At 45.0% G+C, this 23,861-nt stretch carries 15 protein-coding genes and 1 pseudogene; 11 read left to right on the top strand and 5 right to left on the bottom strand.

The features are described 5' to 3' along the window. Positions 1-56: 56 nt before the first annotated feature. The 3 genes from tfpB (at position 57) to ACZ5O6_RS01030 (ending at position 9,752) form a co-directional block, all read left to right on the top strand. The gene (gene tfpB, locus ACZ5O6_RS01020) at positions 57-1,832 is read left to right on the top strand and encodes a type IV pilus assembly ATPase TfpB (protein ID WP_447092037.1); all 1,776 of its coding nucleotides are present in this window, start codon (positions 57-59) and stop codon (positions 1,830-1,832) included. A 265-nt stretch (positions 1,833-2,097) separates the two neighbouring features. Next, the gene (locus ACZ5O6_RS01025; protein WP_447091969.1) at positions 2,098-2,580 is read left to right on the top strand and encodes a hypothetical protein; all 483 of its coding nucleotides are present in this window, start codon (positions 2,098-2,100) and stop codon (positions 2,578-2,580) included. 230 nt (positions 2,581-2,810) lie between these two features. Next, on the top strand, positions 2,811-9,752 hold the full coding sequence (locus tag ACZ5O6_RS01030) for an RHS repeat-associated core domain-containing protein (RefSeq protein WP_447091968.1): 6,942 nt from the start codon (positions 2,811-2,813) through the stop codon (positions 9,750-9,752). A gap of 561 nt (positions 9,753-10,313) precedes the next feature. On the opposite strand, the gene ACZ5O6_RS01035 is transcribed toward ACZ5O6_RS01030, so the two are convergent. Beyond that, on the bottom strand, positions 10,314-11,288 hold the full coding sequence (locus ACZ5O6_RS01035) for a transposase (protein ID WP_447091967.1): 975 nt from the start codon (positions 11,286-11,288) through the stop codon (positions 10,314-10,316). 66 nt (positions 11,289-11,354) lie between these two features. Between ACZ5O6_RS01035 and ACZ5O6_RS01040 the strand changes: the two genes are divergently transcribed. The 3 genes from ACZ5O6_RS01040 (at position 11,355) to ACZ5O6_RS01050 (ending at position 13,652) form a co-directional block, all read left to right on the top strand. Continuing rightward, positions 11,355-12,395, top strand: a complete 1,041-nt coding sequence (locus tag ACZ5O6_RS01040; protein ID WP_447091966.1) for an RHS repeat domain-containing protein — start codon at positions 11,355-11,357, stop codon at positions 12,393-12,395. A 95-nt stretch (positions 12,396-12,490) separates the two neighbouring features. Next, positions 12,491-13,177, top strand: a complete 687-nt coding sequence (locus ACZ5O6_RS01045) for a hypothetical protein (RefSeq protein WP_447091965.1) — start codon at positions 12,491-12,493, stop codon at positions 13,175-13,177. 106 nt (positions 13,178-13,283) lie between these two features. After that, positions 13,284-13,652, top strand: a complete 369-nt coding sequence (locus ACZ5O6_RS01050) for a hypothetical protein (RefSeq protein WP_464283524.1) — start codon at positions 13,284-13,286, stop codon at positions 13,650-13,652. A gap of 135 nt (positions 13,653-13,787) precedes the next feature. Here the strand turns inward: ACZ5O6_RS01050 and ACZ5O6_RS01055 are convergent. Continuing rightward, a pseudogene (locus ACZ5O6_RS01055) lies at positions 13,788-13,994 on the bottom strand (transposase); the annotation flags it as partial. 199 nt (positions 13,995-14,193) lie between these two features. On the opposite strand from ACZ5O6_RS01055, the gene ACZ5O6_RS01060 reads away from it, so the two are divergent. Continuing rightward, positions 14,194-16,551, top strand: coding sequence for an ATP-grasp domain-containing protein (locus ACZ5O6_RS01060; protein WP_447091963.1), 2,358 nt, complete (start codon positions 14,194-14,196; stop codon positions 16,549-16,551). Positions 16,552-16,605: 54 nt separating this feature from the next. On the opposite strand, the gene ACZ5O6_RS01065 is transcribed toward ACZ5O6_RS01060, so the two are convergent. Beyond that, positions 16,606-16,908, bottom strand: a complete 303-nt coding sequence (locus tag ACZ5O6_RS01065; protein ID WP_447091962.1) for a hypothetical protein — start codon at positions 16,906-16,908, stop codon at positions 16,606-16,608. A 226-nt stretch (positions 16,909-17,134) separates the two neighbouring features. Between ACZ5O6_RS01065 and ACZ5O6_RS01070 the strand changes: the two genes are divergently transcribed. The 3 genes from ACZ5O6_RS01070 to ACZ5O6_RS01080 all read left to right on the top strand — a co-directional run bounded on the left by ACZ5O6_RS01070 (position 17,135) and on the right by ACZ5O6_RS01080 (position 20,311). Further along, positions 17,135-17,575 (top strand): Lrp/AsnC family transcriptional regulator, encoded by a 441-nt coding sequence (locus ACZ5O6_RS01070; RefSeq protein WP_447091961.1) that lies wholly within the window; start codon positions 17,135-17,137, stop codon positions 17,573-17,575. A 212-nt stretch (positions 17,576-17,787) separates the two neighbouring features. Then, positions 17,788-18,837, top strand: a complete 1,050-nt coding sequence (locus ACZ5O6_RS01075) for a homoserine dehydrogenase (RefSeq protein ID WP_447091960.1) — start codon at positions 17,788-17,790, stop codon at positions 18,835-18,837. A 1-nt stretch (position 18,838) separates the two neighbouring features. Further along, entirely contained in the window at positions 18,839-20,311 is a 1,473-nt protein-coding gene (locus tag ACZ5O6_RS01080; RefSeq protein ID WP_447091959.1) for an aldehyde dehydrogenase family protein, read from the top strand. A gap of 14 nt (positions 20,312-20,325) precedes the next feature. On the opposite strand, the gene ACZ5O6_RS01085 is transcribed toward ACZ5O6_RS01080, so the two are convergent. Together ACZ5O6_RS01085 and ACZ5O6_RS01090 are read right to left on the bottom strand one after the other, a co-directional pair. Then, complete coding sequence (locus tag ACZ5O6_RS01085; RefSeq protein ID WP_447091958.1) at positions 20,326-20,979, bottom strand: SPOR domain-containing protein; 654 nt, start codon at positions 20,977-20,979, stop codon at positions 20,326-20,328. A 114-nt stretch (positions 20,980-21,093) separates the two neighbouring features. Continuing rightward, complete coding sequence (locus ACZ5O6_RS01090) at positions 21,094-23,385, bottom strand: primosomal protein N' (RefSeq protein WP_447091957.1); 2,292 nt, start codon at positions 23,383-23,385, stop codon at positions 21,094-21,096. A 241-nt stretch (positions 23,386-23,626) separates the two neighbouring features. On the opposite strand from ACZ5O6_RS01090, the gene rpmE reads away from it, so the two are divergent. Next, positions 23,627-23,839, top strand: a complete 213-nt coding sequence (gene rpmE, locus ACZ5O6_RS01095; protein ID WP_447091956.1) for a 50S ribosomal protein L31 — start codon at positions 23,627-23,629, stop codon at positions 23,837-23,839. Positions 23,840-23,861: the final 22 nt, after the last annotated feature.

The raw sequence follows: 23,861 nt of genomic DNA on the forward strand, positions 1-23,861 counted from the left end.
ATCGGTAGTGTTTAACAAAATAATAACAGGAACATCTAGTGATCGCTGAAAAACTGATGGATTTACGTCGCTGTGTTGATGATTTAATCGCCGATGGGCGCCTAAGTCAGCAAGACGCCAACATTGTTACGAGTAGAACACGCACGCGTGAGCAGTCGGCAATGCACCCTATTAATTATATCGCGTCGTTAAAACTCACCGATCAAAAGCCTGATGTGCTGGGTGGTAGCTCCTCAGCTCAGACAGCCATACTCGATGATTTAGTGCTATCGGACTGGCTCAGCAACAAAAGTGGTTTGCCGCTCTTCCATATTGATCCATTAAAAATCAATGTGACCGAGGTGACCGAAGTCATGTCATTTGCCTTTGCGCAGCGCCATCAAATCTTATGTGTTGGGATTAACCTTAATGAGATTCTCGTCGCCACCGCTCAGCCCTTTATGACCGGTTGGGAAGAGCAGCTTTCACATATCGCTAATAAACCCGTTAAACGCGTTTTTGCTAATCCTGCTGATATTGCCCGCTATACGATCGAATTTTATGCCTTGGCGCGTTCAGTATTTGGTGCAACCGGTATTGCCGGTAAGCGCAGTGGCGCGACCAATTTTGAACAATTGCTGGAGTTGGGCGAACTCAAAGACCCCGAAGCCAACGATCAGCACGTCGTTAATATTGTGGATTGGTTGCTGCAATATGCTTTTGATCAGCGCGCCAGCGATATTCATATCGAGCCCCGCCGTGAGACTTGTCGCTTACGCTTTCGCATCGACGGCGTATTGCATCAAGTGTATGAGTTGCCCGTTACAGTATCTATTGCCGTCGTCTCGCGCTTAAAGATTTTGGGGCGTATGAATGTCGCCGAAAAACGTAAGCCTCAAGATGGCCGTATTAAAACCAAGCGTACCGACGGCAGCGAGGTCGAACTGCGCTTATCCACATTACCCACCGCATTCGGTGAAAAAATGGTATTGCGGATTTTTGATCCCGACGTACTGCTAAAAAGTTTTGAAGAGCTCGGTTTGCTCGGCGATGATCAAGCCCGCTGGAATGCGATGACATCCAAGCCCCACGGCATTATCTTAGTCACCGGGCCGACAGGCTCCGGTAAAACCACCACCTTGTATTCTTCGCTTAAATTATTGGCCACCCATGAGGTGAATGTCAGCACCATCGAAGACCCCATTGAGATGGTCGAAGAGAGCTTCAACCAAACCCAAGTGCAAGCCTCGATAGGCCTTGATTTTGCGGCGGGTGTGCGCACCTTATTGCGCCAAGATCCAGATATTATTATGGTGGGTGAAATTCGCGATAACGAAACGGGTCAAATGGCCGTGCAGGCCGCGCTTACCGGCCATTTGGTTTTATCGACGTTACACACCAACGATGCGCCAACCGCCATTAGTCGTATGCTCGATCTGGGTTTGCCCAGTTTTTTAATTCGTTCAACCGTGCTGGGGGTGATGGCGCAACGCCTTATTCGCACCCTTTGTCCGCACTGTAAAACCGAGACCGATATTGATCAAAAAGAGTGGGACAACCTTGTCCGCCCTTGGAAGGCGCCTAAGCCGCCTAAAATTTACCAGCCCGTTGGCTGCTTAGAATGCCGAAATACGGGGTATTTGGGTCGCCAAGGCATTTATGAAGTCATGCCTATGAGTGATACGCTAAGCCAAATGATCGATGACCGCTGCGACCTTATTGCGTTGCGCAAATACGCATTCAAAGAAGGCATGCGTAGTTTACGTTTATCAGGCGCACAAAAAATTGCGCTGGGACTAACCACGATAGAAGAAGTGTTGCGTGTTGCTCCACCGGTCGATTTAGAAGGATAATCAAGAGTCTTGTCATAACAGGTTCGACAAGACTTCTCGTTGCAGCTTGTACCGTCGCAGTATTCCCCAGTCTTATCGCTGTATCCCCTCTCTTATTGCTGCACTCCCCCCGTCATTCCGGTGAAAACCGGAATCTCTTAGGATTTTGTTATTGTGTCAATAAACTCCCAAAAAAAATTTGTCATAACAAGTATGATCCGGTATCTTACTGGCGCATTAATCGACAACAATAATCAAAAGTAAAAAAAGCAAAAGGAACCGCGTCATGCTGAATACCCCTTTAGGTAAAACCATTGTTATCGCACTGTCCATCTGCTTAGCCGCTGTCGTGGGCATGTTTCTTTATACCGACAACTCATCGTCGAACGACGAGCCGCTCAATACGGTTGCCACGCCTAGCCAATCGGCTCCTAGTCAGGCGGCAGATAACGTCAGTACAACAAGCGATACAGCGAATGCCGAATCTACCATCGGCAATGACAAAAGCCTGCCTATTCCCGCACGCCAGCTTAAAAAACTCATTGCCGACACCCCAAAAGACGATGCGTTAGAACAACAAATAAAACAAGCGAATCAAGCCATTGCCGAACTTGAAGAATCACTCCCTGAAGAGCTTAAAGCCGCTAATGCTCAGGCAGACAGCAGCGATACGTCGGATGAAAGCGATCAACAAATACAAGAGATTCAAGAACGTCTAAAGCACTTGCGTGATCATATTGATAAAAAGAACAGCGAAACGACACAATAAAAACCATGCAATAAAACCGACACCATTGAATGCCGAATACTAATGACATAACCCATGCCATCGTCATGCCGCTGCTATATCGTCGCCATGCCGCTATCGATGTCTCGTCATGCCGGACCCCGATCCGGTATCGGCCCGTCATGCCCCAACGTCATGCCGGACTTGATCCGGTATCGATCCGGCACATAAACAAGAATTAACAAACAGTCACATACACAAGGATGCGCCCCATGCAATTTTCCGCACTGCTACCCACGCTTAACCCTCTAAAAAGCCTCTTATCTACAGTACTTATTTCCACAGTGATGATCAGCCATGCGAGCGCAGATACCGTTGTCGGCTCCATCCCCGCTGAATTTTCTGTGAATAGCGGCCAAGCGAGCTACTCCATCCCTATTCAAGTCGCCCCCGGTCGCGGTGGTATGCAACCTGATTTATCGATTAACTACACTGGCGGCGGTAATGGCGTATTAGGTGTGGGTTGGAGCTTGGGAGGCTTATCGAGTATTCACCGCTGTGCCGCTAATCTAGAGCAAGATGGCTTTGTTGCGGGTATTACCTTTTCGAGCAAAGATCGCTACTGCCTAGACGGCCAGCGTCTAGTACCCGTGGTGGGCGATAACGGCGCGATAGGCACCGAATACAAAACCGAAATCGATGGTTACTCTCAGATCAAATCTTACGGCGGCACGGTCAATAATCCAAGTTACTGGATAGCGAAGACCAAAGCAGGGCAAGTGATTACCTTCGGCGGTGGCTCAGGTAATGTTGGTAGTGCGTCGTTAAAATTTGCTCAGGGAGTCACTACTTGGAGTGTTAAAACAATTGGCGACACGACGAGCAATAATCGTGTTATTTACACGTACTTCATTGATCAATACACGCAATACCTTAGTCAAGTAAGTTACCCCGGCGGTAAGGTAGTGTTAACTTATGACTCTAGGGGTGATTCGCACTTACGCTTTTTCGCAGGAGCCGGTATTCGCGCCGCTCAGAGATTAAACGCTATAAGTAGCTATAGTAATAATACGAAAATAAAGACTTACAACACCACTTATCGACGACTAGACTCAACTAAGAGTAGCCACCTTTCCGGTATTACCGAGTGTAATAGCGATAATGAGTGTTATGCATCAATAGAACTTAACCACAGCTATAACCAACTTGGTGTGAGCAACGATGTTAATTATATATTACCTGAAATGGTGTTCGATTATGCCTATAGCGGCCGCTCAGTAAAGCTAGGGGAGTTAATTGATGTTAATGGCGATGGTTTGCTTGATTATGTTATAGCCTACCGTAACCCTAGTTTCCAAGTTAGCCGTCGCACGTATATTAATAATGGAAGTCGTTGGGTTTTGGATTCTAATTATGCGCTTCCAGAATTTGTACGCGACTATGCAGTTAGTGCATCAAAGTCACCGCTTACCTTCGGTCAATTACAAGATGTCAATGGGGACGGCTTAGTTGACCTTGTCATTTCATATCGTAGCGCCAATCGTATAGAGAATAGGCGTACTTACATAAACACAGGTAGTGGTTGGAGCCAAAATGTTTCCTATGCTTTGCCTGAAACTATATATGATTATGCGCTATATCACTTAAATATTGAAATGACAAAGGGGCTATTCATTGATGTTAATAACGATGGGCTTAATGATTATGTAATAACGTATCGGGATACAAGCCGTATTTACCACCAACGTACCTATATCAATACAGGTAATGGGTGGAAAGCAGGTGAAGCTAAATATAAAGTTCCTGCGGTGCTTAATGATTACGCATTGGCTACTATTGTGGGTCTTGTCACTACCGGGCAATTTCAAGATGTCAATGGCGATGGTTTAGTAGATCAAATCGTGGCTTACCGTGATACCAGCGGAGGCATGCACCAGCGTACCTATCTGAATTCCCCTACAGGCTGGGTTGATGCTCCAGATTATGCTCCACCGGCAGTGTTGTATGATTATCGGCTTGCTATCAATGTTGGAGTTTTGCAGACTGGTGATTTTTTAGATGTCAATGGTGACGGGTTGGTAGACTATGTTATGTCTTACCGTAACACCAGTGGTCAAATAAATAAAAGAACATACCTAAATAATGGCAATGGCTGGCGTAGCCCTAATTATAGTCCGCAATATAATGCGCCTGAAATAATGTATGACTATAGATTAGTCAGTGCAGGAAAAGGCAGAATGCAGGCCGCACAATTTGCTGATATGAACGCGGATGGCTTGCCAGATTACGTAATAGCTTATCGTAATAGTAGCGGTGTTATTCATCGTAGAACCTATCTTAATACGGGAAGTGGTTGGCTCAGCTGGAGCCTCGGTCTTGAGTACCTGATGCCTGAGATGATGCATGATTATGCTTACTCTGGCTCTATAGAAGTTCAGTATGGCTTATTAGCCGACGTTAACGGCGATGGGCGTACAGACTATGTTATGTCTTATCGTAACCCGAGCCGGCAGATGGGCGCACGTTCATATCTTAGTAAAGCGAGTAGTCCAAAACTATCCTCCATTAATCAAGCGAATACCTTTACCGAGCTAGAATACAAACCCCTAACCGACCCCACGGTCTACACCAAAGGCTCCGGCGCCCAATACCCAGTCGTTGATCTTATCCACCCACAATACGTCGTCAGTTCTGTTAAAACCAACGACGGCGTAGGCGGTACGAGTACGGTCAATTACCACTACGAAGGCTTAAAATCGCATGTGCGTGGTCGCGGCTCTTACGGTTATGCCAAAATCACCGAATCTTATCCTGAGACAGGTAAATCTCAAGAAACCTATTTTAATCAAACGGCTTTCCCGCTAACGGGTAATGTTGATCGCGTGGTCGAAAAGCTTAACGGTCAAGTGATTAACGAATCGACAAAAACCTATGCCGTTGCTAGTCATAACGGTGTGTACCAACTTAACCTCGATCAATCCATCGATAACAGCTATGAACTCAACGGCGACCTTGTGACCACGGTCACCACTCGCCATCGCGATATCGATGCCTACGGCAATATCGGCACCGTTGAGGTGAGTACCTCGGCGAACGGCGCCAATGGTGCTAATCAAACCTTTAGCAAAATCACTCACAGCCAATATACCAACGATACGACCAACTGGTATCTCGGCCGCTTAAGTGACACCACCGTCACGCATAAAGCCCCAAGCCAAGCCGATCAACAGCGCCGTTCACGGTTTACCTACGACAGCAATACCGGCTTATTAACCAGCGAAGCCGTGGTTAGTACCGTCACTGGCTTACCCTTAACCACGACAAGTTATCAATACGATGCCTACGGCCATAAAACCCAAGTGACGGTGTCGGCCAATAACGAGAGTGAGAGCGACCGCACCAGCACCACCGTCTACAACAACGACGGCAAACCCACGCAAAGCTGTAATCAACTTAACCAATGCGAAACCTATACCTATACCCCCGAAGGTTGGCTCGCCAGCACCACCGGCCCTAATGGCATTACCACCACATGGGCATACGATGGTTTCGGTCGCAAAACCCAAGAAACCCGTGCCGATGGCACCCAAACGACCATCGCGCATCATTTTGCGAGTAGTGGCCATTGTGGTGTGCTGGCTACCCATGCCTACACCTGTAGCATCAGTCAAACCACCGGCAGCCAACCCGCTATCGTCCAGTACGATCGTTTAGGGCGCGAGCGACGCAAAATCGTCACCGGCTTCGATGGTCGCCTTGTCTATAGCGATACTGAATATAATGGTTTAGCCCAAGTCACCCGCGTGAGCCGCAACTACTTTATGGGTGATCACATTTATTGGGCCAATAGCCAATATGATCTTTTAGGTCGCGTCACCCAAATGGACGAGCCTGCGCCTCACGGTACGCGCAATATCATCAAAACCACCTATAACGGCCTACTCACCACCGTGACCTCTGGCCCCGAACAACGCCAGAAAACCACCCAAACCAATGCCATCGGCCAAGTGATCCATCGCGGTGAAGAAGAAGGCAGTTATGTCGAATACACCTATACCGCCGATGGCAACTTAAAAACCACCACCGTTGCCGGTGACAACAGCACCACCATTACCCTGTTCTACGACGAGTTTGGTCGCAAGATCGGTATGGATGACCCCGATATGGGGCAGTGGAGTTACACCTATAACGCCTTCGGCCAACTCGTGAGCCAAACCGATGCCAAAGGCCAAATCACCACCATGGAATACGATGTCCTCGGTCGTATGGTCAGCCGTACCGATGCCCACGGCACCGCACAAGCACAAATCAGCACCTGGACTTACGGCGATGCGAACGCCCCCCAAGGCAGTATCGGCAAACTCCTCAGCGAAAGCATTACCCATCCCGACGGTAACGGCAATCGCAAAGACTACTACTACGATAGTCTGGGTCGCCCCGAAGAAGCGACCACCATTATTGATCCCAACACACCGATCGAGCAGAGTTTTAGCACGCAAACCCTCTATGACACTATCGGTCGCGTCAGTCGCACGATCTACCCCGGTAGCGATAACTTCTATACCGAAAATCTTTACAACGCCAATGGTTTTTTAGAGAAGGTCAGAGGCTTACGTTCTAATAGTGAACAGTACGACCTCAGCCAACTCACGCCATTAGTGAGTGAAGCGATAGATCTGGCGAGTGACTACCATAGCCAAGCTGCTACCTTACGGGCTATTGGCAATCTCTATCAAGCCAAAATCGACCAGTACCAAACCCTCATTGAGGCCGGTACTACATCAGGTAGCACCGATACGGCGCTCAACACACGTTTGACGGATCATGAATCCGTCTTGAGCAGCACGATCAATACGGCACAAACCGATGCGGGCAGCTTCTACGGCCATCTCAACAATACCGTCATTGAGCTACAAACCGTTACCGACATTATCAACACCCAAATTCAGCAATACGACGAGTTGGTTGAACAGCTCACCGTTCTCGCCGAGCAAACCCTTGCGGCTGCGGATAACAGCTTCCAGTACGAGCGTACACTGGTTCGCGGCAGTGAGGTCTACACCCAACTGGTCAATGACAACGATTACACGAACTATTGGCAAGCCATCGATGTTGATGCGTCGGGGCGTATCAGTGCCGAAGTGTATGGTAACGGTATCGTCAACGACTACACCTACAACCAAGCTACCGGCCAGCTACAACATATCCACAGTAGCTTGCTCAGCATCGACCCTATTCGTCATCTCGAATACCAATACGATGCCTACCAAAACGTCACCAGCCGTGAAGATCACGCCAACGACATTCGCGAAACCTACGAATACGACCGCCTCGATCGTCTCACCCGTACCGACATCACCAGTAATACTTATATCAGCAGTGAGTTTAACGGTAGCCAAACCCAAAGCTACGATGTCTTCGGTAACATCACTTATAAAAGCGATGTGGGCAATTACACCTACGGCACTGGTATCGCCAACGGCGCGGGTATTCATGCGGTTATTGCTACGACCCCCACGGATGGGGGAAGTGCTGGAAACGCAGGACGCAGTTTTCAGTATGATGCCAACGGCAATATGATCAGTGGCGATGGCCGCACCGTACAATGGAGCAGCTTTAACAAACCCACACTGATCACCAAAGGCGGCAAATCCGCAGAATTTCAATACGATGCGAGCCGTTCACGCTATAAAAAGACCAACCACAAGGGCGATACCATCCGCTACGTGGGCAAGCTCTACGAACATGTGAGCAAAGTAGGGGATGCCAGCAACAACATTCCCGCCAGCGTCGATGAAAAGCACTACATCTACGCCAACGGGCAACTGGTCGCCGAGCATATTGTCTCTACGACTGCCGGTGTGCAAACCCGTTATCTGCACAAAGATGCGCTCGGTAGCGTCGACCTTATCACCGACGCCCACGCCAATGTGGTTGACAGAAGAAGTTTCGATGCTTGGGGTAAACTCAGAAACCTTACTTGGAAAGACAGCGAAGGCATTAACAACCCGCTCTACCTCACCCAGCTGCCGTTTACCAACAAAGGCTACACCGGACATGAGCATATCCAAGAAGTGGATCTCATCCACATGAATGGACGGGTGTATGATGCGACACTGGCAAGGTTTATGAGTGCCGATCCGCATATTCAAGAAGGGGCGTTAACACAGAGTTATAACCGTTATAGTTATGTGATGAATAATCCGTTGAAGTATACGGATCCTAGTGGGTACTTTTTTAAGAAGTTGTTTAGGGCGGTTAAGAAGTTTGTTAAGAAAGTCGTTAAGGTGGTTAAGAAGGTGGTTAAGGCGGTTAAGCCGTTTGTGGGGGTTATTGTTGGGGCTGCCGTAGGCATTTTTTGTCAAGTATGCGGCGGTGCTATTATGAAGGCGGCGTTGGCCGGTGCAGCAGCCGGTGCGGCTGGAGCCGCTGTCAATGGCGGTAATATACTTAAAGCGGCCATTACTGGGTTCGTGACAGGTGCGCTCACAGCCGGAGCTTCAAAATGGATTGGTAATGCGGATAATGTCTTTGGTGCTAGAGGCGCTTTTGATGTTGGCCGCTCGATAGCTCATGGCGTTGTCGGCGGCACAATGAATGTCATTAGAGGGGGTAAGTTTGGTGTTGGCTTTGTCAGTTCTGCGTTTACTAAATTTGTTTCTGATCCGATACAGGGCTTTGCTGAAAAAATATCGACAGCGACAGGTATTGCGTCTGAGGTTGTGGGTGCTGCTGGTGCTGCTTTAGTGGGGGGTACGGCTTCTGTTTTGGGCGGTGGTAAGTTTGCTAATGGGGCGGCTACGGCGGCTATACAGTATTTGTTTAATCAGGCATACCTTGCTTGGGGACAAGCGCAAGCAGCTAGGGCACGACATTATCAACCATTAGATATTTCTGCTCCTAAGCTTTCTGGGAATGCTAAAAGAATAATCCACTCAGCTCCCGACGTTGTGAACCATGTGGTTTCTTCACCTGTATTAGATGTAGTCTCTGTTGTAGCCCCTCAGGTTAAAAGTGTTACGGTATTAACGCTAACAGCTGATATCGTTAACGCCTATCTTGACAAGTCTCTTGTTCCAATCGTCGGACGTTTGGTGGGTGGTAGTGTAGCCAGAACACTTAATGCACATAAAACAGCAGGTAGAGTTTCCACAGTTACTATTGATCGAGTAGGGGCTACGGTTGATGTCGCAGTCGATAAAACCCTTGAATAAGCCTACGCTGTTAGTATGTAGGAAAGTGTATTATTTATTAGTATGTTTTTTTATTTTTATTTGTATAGTTTGGTTGTTTGAAGTTGTGAGTGTTAAGCCGATATTGTATAGCTTAGCTGCCTATTATATGGGGGTTAATGCGCTATATGATCTTTTTAAAGGTAGAGTTGTTAGATTTGGTTGGATGTCTATTAAAAATCCACGTAATAAAATAGAGCGAGTATTCGTTATGATTATAGCTCTTTGTATCGTTGCTATTTCCATCGTGGCTCTTGCTTATAATTGGCATTTACAATAATAATTAACAGTGAATTACAGAGCGCATCAAAGGGTCAGATTACTTGAAGCAAATCAAACGGAAAAATTAACAGGGACAGGCACTCTTGAAAAAGAAGTTTAATCGTGAGTGCTTTGCTATTTGTTTATCTGAATCTATGGTTATATTTTTTCAAGAAGGCTGCTAATTACTATGATTAGTGGCTTTTTCTGTTTTTGTAGGTGATGTTGTTGGCACTGTCGATAAGATTCGATAGTGGTGTTCGCATTTTTGACGGTCGATGTTTAAGCAGTGGCGATATTTCTCTGTCGTCGTTTTTGAAATTGTCGTTGGTAACGTGTTTCAAATTGCGTGCTGTTGTTAAGCCATTGTTTTTGGTCAATAGATAAGCGCTCAAGGATGGGTGGTAGTGAATTAGGGATAAAACCTCGTTTGTCTTCTCGTATAATACGGCCAGTCCAGTCTACTAAAGTAAGGTAATCTTCTAGTGAAAAAGGAATGCCATATTGTTCTTCTGCAAGGGTATTGCCATCGAAATGCAGTAACGATTTTAGTGAAACAGTGATTTTAGACAAAGGTTGCTCTTCATTCGTCATACTTTGTAGCGCCTTATCCATACTAAATGTCGGTGTGATACGCTCCTTAATACTGGTGTAATCTGAAGTTTCAGGAGTATCGGCCATTTTTGCCCTTACCGGATTTAAATCCACATAGGCCATGCAGCTTAATAGCGCTTCTTCCGTTAGCAATGCTTGTGATTTGTAGCGCGACTCCCAAAAGTGCCCTGTGCAGTTATCTTCTCTATTCGCTTCCCTTGCAATCGGCTCGTTTAAGCACTTCATAAACCATGCGACATCACATAAACGTTGTCGCCATATTTCAACAATATCATTTACCGTTTGTTGCTCGGCCGGTGATAGAGAATAGCCCTTTTTCTGCCGCTGTATTAATAATGGCCCCTTAAATAAAGTTGTCCAGCGCTCAATAACCTCGTGTGTACTGAGGGCTTCAATTGGTGACGGGGTCAGTTTAATTACGAGGTGATAATGATTACTCATCACCGCATAAGCGCAAACATCAACGCCAAAAAGAGAAGAGAGTAAGCGAATACGGTTTTCTATCCACTCTCGTCGATGCTCGTAGTCTTTTTGAGTGGTGTGATCGAAACCGCAAAGAAACGCGCGTCGAACACAGCGAGAGACAATATGGTAATACGGCGTATCTGAAATTGAGATGAGTTCCTTTCTAGGGCGGGTCATTGTTTAGTCCTTTAAACATGTAGTGTAATTATTTTAAATTGATATGTTGTGATGAGTCAATGAGTTGTGCCTGTCCTTGCCCTATTAGCCATCACCTACTGGCGCGCCGTCGATGTGGATGCTTCGGGTCGTGTCAGTGCCGAGGTCTATGGCAACGGTATCGTGAACGACTATGTGTATAGTCAAGCGACAGGGCAGCTAGAAAGTATCCACAGTAGTCTGCTGGCGATTGATGCGATTCGTCATCTCGAATACCAATACGATGCGCACAACAACGTGACACTGCGTCAGGATTGGGTTAACGATATTCGCGAAACTTACGACTACGATCGACTTGATCGCCTAACGGCTAGTCATGTGAGCAGTGGTCTTTATAACAGCCCTACCTTCAACGGCAGTCAAACACTGCAGTACGATGGCATGGGTAACATCACCTATAAGTCGGATGTGGGTGATTACACTTATGGTCAAAATGGTGCCGGCCCTCATGCCGTAACACAAGCAGGAGATAATGCTTACCAATATGATGCTAACGGTAATATGCGAAGTGGTGCAGGTCGTCGTATTCGCTATAGCAGTTTTAACAAGCCCATTCGTATCACCCAAGACGGTCGCTCGGCGAGCTTTTTTTACGGTGCAGATCGTGCACGTTATAAAAAGATCAATCACCAAAACGATGTCACGTACTACTACGGGAGTTACGAAAAGCACAGCAAGACCAACGGCACGATAGAGCATAAATATTATATTCAGGCGGCTGGTCAATTAGTGGCAGAGCATATCGTCTCGAGCACCGAAGGCACACAAACACGTTATCTCCACAAAGACTCGCAAGGCAGCGTGGACTTAGTGACCGATGCCTTCGCCAACGTGGTTGATCGAAGAAGCTTCGATGCCTGGGGTAAACTCAGAAACCTCCCATGGCAAGCCCAAGCGAGCTGGGAAGACCCGTTGTACCTCACGCAGCTACCGTATATCAACAAAGGCTACACCGGTCACGAAATGGTACAAGAAGTGGATCTCATTCACATGAATGGTCGCATGTACGATGCCACCTTAGCGCGATTCATTAGTGCTGATCTGATTATTCAAGAGCCTAGAGCCTAGAGCCTAGAGCCAGCCAGAGTTATAACCGTTACAGTTATGTGTGGAATAACCCGATGCGGTATACCGATCCGAGTGGGTATGTAGCGATAGTTGATGTGTTCAAATCAGCACTGGACAGTGTGGTCAATGCACTGGTAAGTACAGCAAAAAGCTTATCGAATATGGGGAATGCAACGAGATCTAATGTAACTTTAGATAGCAACAAAAAACGCGATCCTGACACTGAAAAAGACTCTAACCCCGCGAATGCTCAGCTTTTAAATTTAGGTGATGCACCTCGTATTACGGATGAAGTGGTCAATGCTGAAGAGAGAAGAAAGGTTTTTGAAAAGGCAAAAAACTACTTTCCCGATGAAGATAATATTATATTTGATGATAGATATGTTATTACTGTCAATCATACTCAAGGAATGATGGGAGTATTTTATGCAGACACTGAGTTAGAAGTTGACGAAATATTTAGGGAATATAGTGATGCTCGAATGAGGTATGCACGTTACGACCAATCAATTGATAGAGTGACATTATTTAGAGCCACTACATTAAAGTTCGAAGGTAGTGAAGTTATTAATTATGACGATAATGGTAATGTATTTGTAACAGGGAAAAATTCTGTCCGTACAGATTTACAATTGACCCCTTTAGAAAATGCGATTTTTTCAATAGGTCATGAAGTCGCTCATCGTCATGGTATTGATATGAATATATTTGCTGGAGCTGATCATGGAGGTGGTAATGCAGCTGGTATGATTGCGTGTCAAAATGCTGGTATGTGTCAATAATCAAAGAGCCAGATTTCTTGATTAGAATATGGGTTACTATAGCGCAATGGTTTTTAGTAATCCGTATCCACTTTATGGCATTGCCTTTCACAAAGCGCTGCGTAATATGATCAAAAAAGCTTTCTTAATGGTATGGCAATATAAACGACCACTTCTTATTTGTTTGTGTCCCTCAATGCTATTTGGCGTTTTTCTGATGGGAGCGCCGGGTTTTGCTGTGATGGAATTTGGCGAGCGTATAATATTACCTTATCTGTTTAATCAGCCCTATGACATGCATCGTTTGTCTGCCGATTCTGCTTGGCCGACGGCGATAATACTAAGTTTTATTATGCCCTGGGTGATGTATGTTGTGCTTGTTTTTCTGCGTCGTGCGATACCAATACTATACAAAAGCGTGTGCTTTACTGTTTCTCTGTTGATTGCCATCCTTCTGGCATGTAGCGCTTATTTACTATTTTTCCCGCCGTTGTAGTTGTTTACTTGTTATCTTGAAAGACTGCACATACATCAATCGTGTTGTGCGTGCCATTATATCGTCTGTGTTGTTTTGCTGTTGCAATATACTGATTTGATCAATCAATGAGTTGTGCCTGTCCTTGTCCTATTAGTTCATCACCGCATAAGCACAGATATCAACGCCAAAAAGAGAAGAGAGTAAGCGAATACGGTTTTCTATCCACTCTCGTCGATGTTCGTAGTCTTTTTGCGTGGTGTGATCGAAACCGCAAAGAAACGCGCGTCGAACACAGCGAGAGACAATATGGTAATACGGCGTATCGGAGATAGAGATGAGTTCCTTTCTAGGGCGGGTCATTGTTTAGTCCTTTAAACATGTAGTGGAATTATTTTAAATTGATATGTTGTGATGAGTCAATGAGCTGTGCCTGTCGGTGATGAGTCAATGAGCTGTGCCTGTCCTTGCCCTATTAGTTGTCAAATCTGTTATTTGAATGAACCTTTTCCTTTCGTTGTTAGTCATAGCTGTCTCTATTGATGGTGAGACAGCTGGTTTTATGAAAAAAAGAAAATATTGGTTAGGTGACGGTGATGCTTCGGATCAGGATCGTTTTTTTGTTGATGCTCTCGATTCTTCTTTGTGGGAGCGGGGAGATAAGAATAATTGGGATACGTGTTGGTATACGGGGATGCCTGATGAATCGGTATTTGAGTCGTTAACGTCGGAGCAAACGATTAATCATATTCCCGGTAATAGTGCACTTACCATTAAAAGTAACCTCTATCATACATTGGTGAATGCCAAGTTACGTGTAGCGAATACGCCTTATGCGCAACGTTTTGACTTTTTCCCCGAAACCTTTGTTATGCCCGGCGACTATTTTCGGTTTCAGCAGACAGCGCAACAAGAGCCTAAGCAGTTATGGATTCAAAAACCAAAAAATCTTTCTCGTGGCCGTGGTATCGATATGGTGCGTGAGCCTTCGATGGTTCCTTTTGATGATGAGTGGATTGTTCAGCGTTATCTTTCAAATCCGCACTTATGTCAAGGTAAAAAATATGTTCTACGTTGTTATGTATTGATTACCTCGGTAGAGCCATTACGGTTTTATTGGTATCAAGATGGTTTTGCTAAATTGGCATCTGAAGAATATTCAGCAGACGATTTGCATAATCTATATCGCCATTTAACCAATCCCGATATTAATGAAGAGAATGGCAGTGCAGAGGCTGCGGTTACTTTTATTTCATTTAAACGTTATCGTGATTGGTTAAAAAATGAGGGCCATGATGACGAAAAATTTTTTTCAGCATTAAAGGATATGATCACACTGACGGTCATCTCGGCTAGAGAGGCTATGCGTCGTCGTAATCATGTACTGGGTAGCGAAAACAAATCATGCTATGAGCTGATTGGTCTTGACTGTATGGTTGATGATGATATAAAGCCTTGGATTATAGAGTGTAATTTAAGTCCATCGTTATCAACTTATGCCGATGCTGCCGCCGGAGCCGCTGATGAGGCGAATGCAAAAAAAAGCATGGTGAGTGACTTAGTATGTATTTTAGGTTTGAATGATACGGTCAATGGCTCTTTAACCCATGCGGAGCGCCAGCAATATGAACTGAGTCATAGTGGTGGATTTGAGTGCCTCTTCCCATCAGAAAAGTCTACACAATATCTTCCCGTTTTCCCCGTTCCTAGATATAAAGATATCGAAAGCGTTCAATGGGAAAATAAACTAGACCTTGGTGTACTATCACTATTGCCAAATAAAAATAGTGATTATACATTTGCAGATTCTTTAGTTATTTTTGGGCAATCACATCACCTCAGCAATAGTATTAATAATGCTGGTAAGACGAATGCTCATGTTATTGCGCCTAATGAATTGGCAACATGGATATGGTTAAAAATATCAGCAGGTTATTCACCGAATACTATCATCGAGGAATTGTTAGAAACGCTTCCGCAATCAAAAGATGTCAGTCATTCCGAATTTTTATCCTCGATTTCTCAGCAGGTATGGGATGTTTTAGCGGACTGGGGGCAAGCCAATGTTTTTTCATTGCCGTGTTCTGGTGGCGATAGCAACGCTGCTAAAAAAGAAGCAGAAACGGCTTATTTTTATTGGGGCGATCAGCTAATAGAGCTTAACTTTTTTTGTCGAACGGCAATGCATCACTATAAGCCTCTTTTTTGCCAACCACGAGAAGGTGATAAGGTATATGCTGCTATAGATATTGTTCAGTCGTCCTATGGTTATTCAGTTGTGCATAATCGAACAATGCTAACGACTCAATTAACATTAGCGAATATTTTTAATGCCATATTTTCTTCGTTGATCAAGAATGAAGTTGAAAAAGGAAGTCATCTATTGGCAGCTTGCGCTATTACTACTAATAATAAAAATGTACTACTCGTTTCTCAATCTGATGTGATCAACGATGATTTCAGTGCTTTTATTGAAGCCTATAACGGGCAGGCAAGTATAGCTAATAATTATTTTTTGATTTCTTCCGATGGCAGTATCAAAGGGCTATTTATGCCGTTGAAAATAATGAATAGCTATTTGTTAAGTGATGATTCTTCGCTCCATGCAAGGGGTAATGGTTTTTCTTATAAGGCGATTGGCAATAATCATGGTTCATCTTTTGATGAATTTTTGAAAAATAGTACTCATTTATCGGTTATTTTTGTTACCGATTCTGAGCACTGTACGATGGAATCTTTGAGTCAATCAGATATTGCTAAAGAATTTTTCAATGCTTATCCCTCTGCTAGCCAAGCATCGTTAGTGCGACTTTCCAATTTTATTGATGATGTAGATTGTGGTTACAAAATCTCTTTGCAAAACAGTAGCGACGGATTAAAGAAAGGTATGGATATGTTGATGGATAATAAACTTCTATAGTCGATGATGAGCAGCCCCATAGTAACGGGGCTGTTATTCGGAAGAGAGTTTTATCTAATATTTCTTGTAGCCGCTCTCAGCTTCAGCCTTTGCTTCGGCTTCGCCTTTAGCTTCTGAGATACCTTTTGCTTCTGCCTTGGCTTCAGATTCAGCTTTGGCTTCTGATTCCGATTTGGCCTTATATTCAGACTCGGCGCTTGCTTTATATGATTCGCTCGCACTGTGATGTTCTGCTACTGCGTTATTAACAAATAATGCACTTGTGCCGGGTAAGAAACCGCTGAGTGCGACAACGGGAACGCCTACGGCGAGTTGTTTGGTGAATTTTTTAAGAAGTTCAGTTTTATTACTTTTCATAAAAGTACCTTATATGTAATAGATGATAATAGTATTTGCTCTCAGTTTGAGCGTATTATAAATACAAAAAGTGTGAGCTATACGTAGATTTTGTAGATTAAAAATAGTTCAACCTGTTTGTTTTTTAATGCCGCAATGCCCTTTATTTTTTAGTGACATGACTTTTTTTTGGCGTGTATAATAGCTTTAAAACTATCAATAATAATTACCTTACGTTTATATACCTATGTATAACGATTTGGACGATGTCGATAAAAAAATCCTTAAGTGCCTCACAGGCAATGCACGTATGCCGGTGAGCGACTTATCCCGTGAGGTTAACTTATCTCGTAATGCCGTGACGCATCGTATATCACGTTTGGAAAAAATGAATGTGATTAAGGGGTATCAGGTCATTTTGGGTGATGGCTTACCCATCAATGATGTGGTTGTGGCGATTATGATGGTTTACCGTAAAGATCGCATGCGCGGCACAGAAGTTATCAAGTACGTTGAAACTGTACCCGAAGTCACATCGTGTTACATTATGAGTGGCGATTATGATGTTATTCTTAATGTGCAGGCACGCTCACATGAACGCATTCATACTATTTGGCAAGAGATTAGCCATTTGCCGGGGGTAGATGATACGCGTACGACCTTTGCGCTATCTGCCGTAAAAATATAGTTTCTTTTCTTACACGCCCACCGTTGCCAATCATCTTGTTGGTTGCTGTTCTTCTTTTCTCTCTACTCTTCTGATCTTCTGGCACATGCACAATGTGCATTGTGTGAATGTTTTTCGTCATTATGCCCATGTATTTGGTGACTTCGTCAATGTTAGCTGACCGGTAGTTTTGTGATACTGCATCTACTGATAACTAACGAGAAGGTGTGACAATGAACTATAACGTAGCGTTAATTGGTTTTGGTGGTGTTAACCGCGCATTGGTTGAGATGGTGGCTACCGACCCTAAAAAATTTGAACGTGAGCAAGGTTTTAGTTTGCGTATTGTGGCTGTTTCAGATGTTTTTTTAGGATCTGTTTACGATCCTGAAGGGGTTGATGTTGAGCGATTAATGGCGTTGCCTGTTGAGCAAGGCGCTTGTGCAATACTGCCCAATGGTAAAGCGGATGCAGATAACGAAACTATTATAAAGCACAGTAACGCTGACATTGTTGTTGAAGCGACGGTGACAGACTCTGTGACCGGCGAGCCCGCTATTTCACATTGCCGTTGGGCCTTATCTCACGGTAAGCATGTGTCGACAACGAATAAGGGGCCCTTAGCATTTGCGGCGAAAGAGCTTATATCGCTCGCCGAAAAAAACGGTGTTAGTTTTGAATATGAAGGCGTTGTGATGAGCGGTACACCGGTATTACGTTTTGCCGATAAGTTATTAAAAGGCAGTGAGATCACACAATTTTCTGGCATTGTTAACGGTACAGCAAATTATGTACTGGGCCTGGTTGAACAAGGGAAAAGTTTCGATGAGGCCATTGCATCGGCACAAGCATTAGGATATGCCGAGGCTAATCCAAGCGCAGATATAGAAGGTAAAGATGTGATGTTGAAAGTGATCGTCTTGGCAAATCGTTTATGGGGAGCAAACTTATCGACGAAAGACGTTCAATGTGAAGGCATTACCGAGTTAAGTGAGTCTATGGTAAAAGACGCGGTTGAACATGGCGCACGTTGGAAGTTATTAGGCAAAGCCATTAAGCATGCCGACGGCCATATTACCGCAAGTGTATCGCCCGAACGATTATCGCTGGTTCACCCATTAGCAAGTATTAGTGGCCCTGTTAATGCGATGACTTATCACACCGATATGTTGGGCGATGTCACTGTTGCTGGCCCCGGAGCAGGGCGTATTGAAACGGCTTACGCTATTCTGTCCGATGTGATTGCAATACACGCTGAACAGACCAAACAAGGAGCGCACTAAGATGGAGTCTTTATCTAAAGTCGCGAACAAAACTTCAGATCAGCATGGCTTCTCTGGCACGGTATCGAATGCAACAATTGCTAGAACAAGCAATAGATCGGTCATTGATGTGATTAACCCTGCAACGCAAGCTGTCGTTGATTCTGTTTATGAAGCAACAAATGGCGACGTTGATGCGGCGTTAGCCAATGCGAAGCACGGTGTATCTATTTGTCGTGGCTTGGCTCGCTACCAGCGCGCTGATATTTTAATGGCGGCTGCCAAAAGCGTACAACAGCAATTGGAAGTATTTGCGCGACTCATCGTTCAAGAATCCGGTAAAACCATTATGCAAGCACGTAAAGAAGTATCGCGTTGCATTAACACATTAACGCTATCGGCCGAAGAGGCTAAGCGTTTGCAGGGTGAAGAAATTGCTTTTGACTCTTATGAAGGGGCAGTAGGGCGCCAAGGTTATACGCAGCGGGATCCTCTAGGCGTTATTGTCGCTATCACGCCATTTAACGACCCTCTAAATTTAGTGGCGCATAAATTAGGGCCTGCAATTGCCGGAGGGAATGCGGTGATTTTAAAACCTTCTGAGCAGGCGCCATTGTCTGCGCTCAAGCTGGTAGACACCTTAGTTAATGCGGGCTTAGATGAAAGAATTATTTCTGTGGTGGTGGGTGGTGCCGATGTTGGCCGTCAATTAATATCGGCGGACATTGTGCGAATGGTGTCGTTTACTGGAGGAATGTCAACCGGTGAAGCGATTACGCGTACTGCGGGATTAAAAAAAATGTCGATGGACTTAGGAGGAAATGCGCCGGTTATTGTGATGGCCGATAGCGATATTCATACAGCAGTAGACGCAACCGTATCGGGAGCATTTTGGGCATCGGGTCAGAATTGTATTGGTACGCAGCGTATCTTAATTGAGCGTTCAGCATTCGATCGTTTTGTGAGTACATTTGTTGCTCAAACACAACGTTTACGTGTGGGAGATCCGATGGACGAAAGTGTTGATGTAGGCCCAATGATTAATGTTGAACAAGCGATGCGGATTGAATCTTGGGTGAACGATGCGATTGCGCAAGGTGCAACACTATTAGCTGGACATCGTCGCACCGGTAGTTTTTACCCTCCTACAGTCTTGAGTAATGTGCCAGCGGATGCACAACTATGTGTTGATGAAGTGTTCGCCCCGGTGGTTATTTTGGATGTCTTTGATACATTTGAAGAGGCTGTTAGTAAAGCAAATAGTGTCGATTATAGTTTGCATGCAGGTATTTTTACGAATAATCTGGAGGTGGCATTAACGGCGGTTGATCGTTTAGAGGCGAGTGGAGTCATGGTGAATGACTCCTCCGATTTCCGTTTTGATGCGATGCCATTTGGCGGCTATAAGCGTGGTAGTTTGGGGCGTGAAGGCGTGCGTTATGCCTTAGAGGAAATGACACAAACTAAAGTGGTATGCTTTAATCGAACACAATAAATATTTTTTGGTGTTTATTGTTTCTTTCGTTTAATAACAATGCTGTTAATCTCGTTAGAAGCCAATACACTACGCGCTTTTGCTAACTGAGAGCGCGTATTAAAGGGCCCCGCAACCACTCGATGCCATTGTTGATTATCCTTGCCGCTAGTTGTTTCTATATCGACAGGTAAGCCTTGAAGAATTAACTTTGCACGTAGTGTGTCGGCATCGCTCGTTTGTTTAAATGAACCGGCTTGTAAAAAATAAATAATATTTTTTTGTTCAGGTGTTTTCTCAACAATCCGCTCGTCAACGTTGACTTCTTTACCTTTAAGTATCTCATAAAAGTCGAACTTGACTTTCGAGTCTTCACGCTTATCCTCATTGCCAGCTGTCATTGTCTTATCTTCTTTATTCGATTCATCTGACGGTGACGATGGGTTTTTTGAAAGCTCTGTTAAGAAAAATCCAAACCCAATAAGGCAGCCGCCGATAATTATCCATGCCCAGAGCGGAGGGCTTTTTTTAAGAGAGTTTTTTGACCGGTTATTTTTTGTTTGTGTGCGCCGAGTGTTGGATTTTTTTTTGCTGTTTTTGTCCGAATTGTTATTGGTTGGTTGACGTGAACGACGGGTTTTTTCAGATGGCGTCGTTGAGCGTTTGTTTTTTGCGAAGTCTTGAGACATAAGTGCGCTACGGAGTGGAATATGCTAATAATACTTTAGCTGTCACTGAGTAAAATACGGCCAGTTCTTTGGCAATAATCGAGTTAACAACTAAAAGGAAAGTCTGTGTCGATTCTACGTTTCTTGTGGGTCGACATCAACCAGCCAGTGTAGGCCTTTTGAAGTTTTCTTTTGTTCTAATTGGGCGCATAAGGTGTTGAGTAATGAGTGTAAAGTCGAGCGCCGATCTGTTTTTATCTGTAAGTAATAATAAAAGCGGTTATTACGCTTTTCGATACTTGACGGTAAAGGGCCGATAAAGCTCACAGTGTGAGAGGGTGTAATTAATTGCTCGCACAGTTTTTTTGCATCTTGTAAAAAGGTAACGGCTAGTTGGCTTTGGTGTGCATGGCAACGAATAAAGGCGATATAACGAAAAGGGGGAAGTTCACAGGTTTGACGTTCGCTAATTAATTGTTGGCTCAGGGCGCTATAACCATGATCGATGAGCTGTCTCAGCAATGGATGGTCTCCAAATTCGGTTTGTAGGAGAACTTTGCCATCATGGCTTTCTCTCCCGGCTCGCCCAGCAACTTGTGTGAGTAATTGCCCCATGCGTTCTGCTCCGCGAAAATCACTGCTAAAAAATCCACTATCAATACCTAACATAACCGCGAGCGAAACCTTGGCGAAGTGGTGGCCCTTTGCCAGCATTTGGGTGCCGATAAGAATACAGGGTTGTCCGCTATTAATTATCTCTAGCGTGGCTTGTAACTCGCCTTTTTTACTCATGCTATCGCGATCAATGCGCAAAATAGGCACATGAGGGAAATGCTGTTTGAGTTCTTCTTCGCTCCGCTGCGTTCCTTGTCCCAGTGCTTGTAAGCGTCGGCTATGACATTGTGGGCATTGTTCTGGCGCAGAGAATTTTGTATCGCAATGATGGCAATGCAATATCGCCGATTGTGGGGCGTGATAATGAGGTGTGTTTGAATGGCCGCGTTTATGTATTGTCATCCGGCTATCGCAGTGGGTGCACTCGCTAATCCAATGGCAATCTTGACACATTAGAGTAGGTGCAAACCCTCGCCGATTGATAAATACCAGCACCTGCTGCTGTTTGCCGATGGTGTGGCGGATGTCTTCTAAAATAGTCGGCGATAGCTGATCGTTGGATGATGGGACACAGTGTATTGCTGGCAGTGAGCTTTCGGTTGCGCGCGTGGTCAGCCGTAAATGTGTAAATCGTCCGCTAAGCGCATTGTGAAGTGTTTCTAGCGATGGTGTAGCGCTGCCTAGAATAATGGGGATGTTTTGTTGTTGAGCCCTCATGATAGCGGTATCTCTTGCCGAGTAGCGTACTCCTTCCTGTTGTTTGTAAGACAAGTCATGCTCTTCATCAACAATAATTAGCCCTAATGCAGGGAAGGGCGTAAATACCGATGAGCGAGTGCCGATAACGATAGGCGCATTGCCGGCTTTGGCGTCTTGCCAAGCAAACAGTCGTTGCTTATCACTGAGGCCAGAATGCAAAGTGGCGACGGGCAGCCCGAAGCGTTGTTCAAATCGTGAGACGGTTTGTGGTGTTAAGCCAATTTCGGGGACGAGGACAAGTGCTTGTTGCCCCTTTGCCATGACTTTTTCAATGGCTTGCAGATAGACCTCGGTCTTACCACTGCCTGTAATGCCGTCTAGTAAGTGGCAGGCAAATTGGTTGAAGTGGATGGCATCCAGTGCGGCTTGTTGTTCTGAGTTAAGAGGAAGTGGTGGGTTTTTAGATTGGCGGCCTAATCGGTTTTGCTCAAAATCAGTGGGCAGCGGCGTGTTTTTTTCTATTTCCTTTTTTTCCGCAAGGCCTTTTTTGCTTAGCGCTTGCAGTGTGGTTGTACTTAGATTGAGTGATGCTAGCTCGTTATGCGCGATTCGAACTTTCTGATTTAGTGCATCCCATGCTTGTTGTTGTTTTTTAGCGCGCCCAAAATCATCACGATTGTACTTTAGACCCGCCGCTGTCAGTTGCCAAGCGATTGCTTGTTCTCTAGAGGGTAAGGGCTTGGTTTTTCTCAATAATGTAGGTAAAGCGAGATGACAGACTTCGCCTAGTGGGTAGTGGTAATAGTCGGCACACCATTGGCAAAGGCGCAAAATATCTGTGGTAATAGCAGGCTTATCGGTTTCATCTAATGTAGGGCCGATAGTTTTCAGTTTATAGGGGGATGTGCGCCTTTCTGCGGACACCAGCACGCCGACCAGCGGTTTTTGGGCGCCAAAGGAAACCGTAAAACGTGTGCCCGGTGTTGGCGGTGTATCATTGTCGTGAGTTGCCGTTGTCTCTGCCGGCAGGTAATCGAATAGCCTGCGCAAAGGCGAAGGTATGGCGATACTAAGTGTTAGTGGCTCGCTCGCTGGATGATGGTCAGAAGGCATCGTAAATAGGTGGTCGCTGTTATTGGTTAATAATTGAGTGGTTGCGCTTGTGTTGGATCGTGATTCTGGTAAGATTGCCGCCCCTTAGTGGATGTGGCTTGTCGACTCAACTTTTACTGGTTATCTCGACAATGCAAACTAAACTATTTAAAGCGGCCGTGCTTGGCATTGTAACTTCTTAGTTGGGAGTTACTGATCAGGTGGCGGCGCAACGATAACATGATAGTGGAAGAGTAACATTATGAAAGCAGATATCCATCCAAAATATGCTGAAATGACAGCAACTTGTGGCTGTGGCAACGTGATTAAAACATCATCGACATTAGCTAAAGATATTCATTTAGACGTATGTTCGGCTTGTCACCCATTTTATACGGGCAAGCAAAAGACGGCAGATACCGGTGGTCGTATTGATCGCTTTAATAAGCGTTTTGCTGGTCGTACTGCGAAATAATTATACGGGCAAATTTTTGTCT

Source organism: Eionea flava (assembly GCF_055393785.1).